We start from the raw sequence: 565 nt of genomic DNA, 5'->3' as shown, positions 1-565 counted from the left end.
TTGCCAACACCCCAACGCCGTTAACCTACTGTGATCCGAACAATGACAATGTTGGTATCTTTGATTTAACAAGTGTTGCTAACCAAGTAACGGGAGGAGCAGCGACTTCGACCATTAGCTACCATGAGACTTTCACGGATGCAGATTTGGGAGTAACCCCAATCGTTGACCCGGCTAATTATTCCACATTGACCCCAACATCAGGTATTCAGATTGTTTATATACGCGTAACTTCTACGCTAACGGGTTGTTATGCGGTTGTGGAGTTGGAGTTACAAGTCAACCCAACACCGGTATTAGTTGAAACAGCCCTTCCACTGGAAGTATGTGATGACAATGCCGACGGTATAGGGGTTTTTGATTTAACAACGGCTATTCCAAATATATTAAACGGATTAAACCCTGCTTTACATACAGTAAGCTTCCACACCAGTGAAGTGCAAGCACAAGACAACACCAACCCGATAGCTAACGTTTTAAGCTTTAGCAACGGTACTCCAAATCAACAAATCATTTGGGTACGAGTAGAAATAATAGCTACAGGTTGTTACAGTATTGTACCGCT

The 565-nt window shown here is 43.0% G+C and carries 1 protein-coding gene; it reads left to right on the top strand.

Features of this window, described 5'->3' with window-relative positions; all coding sequences use genetic code 11:
- Positions 1–565 (top strand): FIDD domain-containing protein (locus IEV15_RS14560; protein ID WP_188363265.1); only part of this gene is annotated, 565 nt, incomplete at both ends.

It is taken from the genome of Flavobacterium orientale, assembly GCF_014638005.1.
GTDB classification, from domain to species: domain Bacteria; phylum Bacteroidota; class Bacteroidia; order Flavobacteriales; family Flavobacteriaceae; genus Flavobacterium; species Flavobacterium orientale.
The sequence above is the reverse complement of the archived record's forward strand: the minus strand, read 5'-3'. Positions and strand labels throughout refer to the sequence as shown.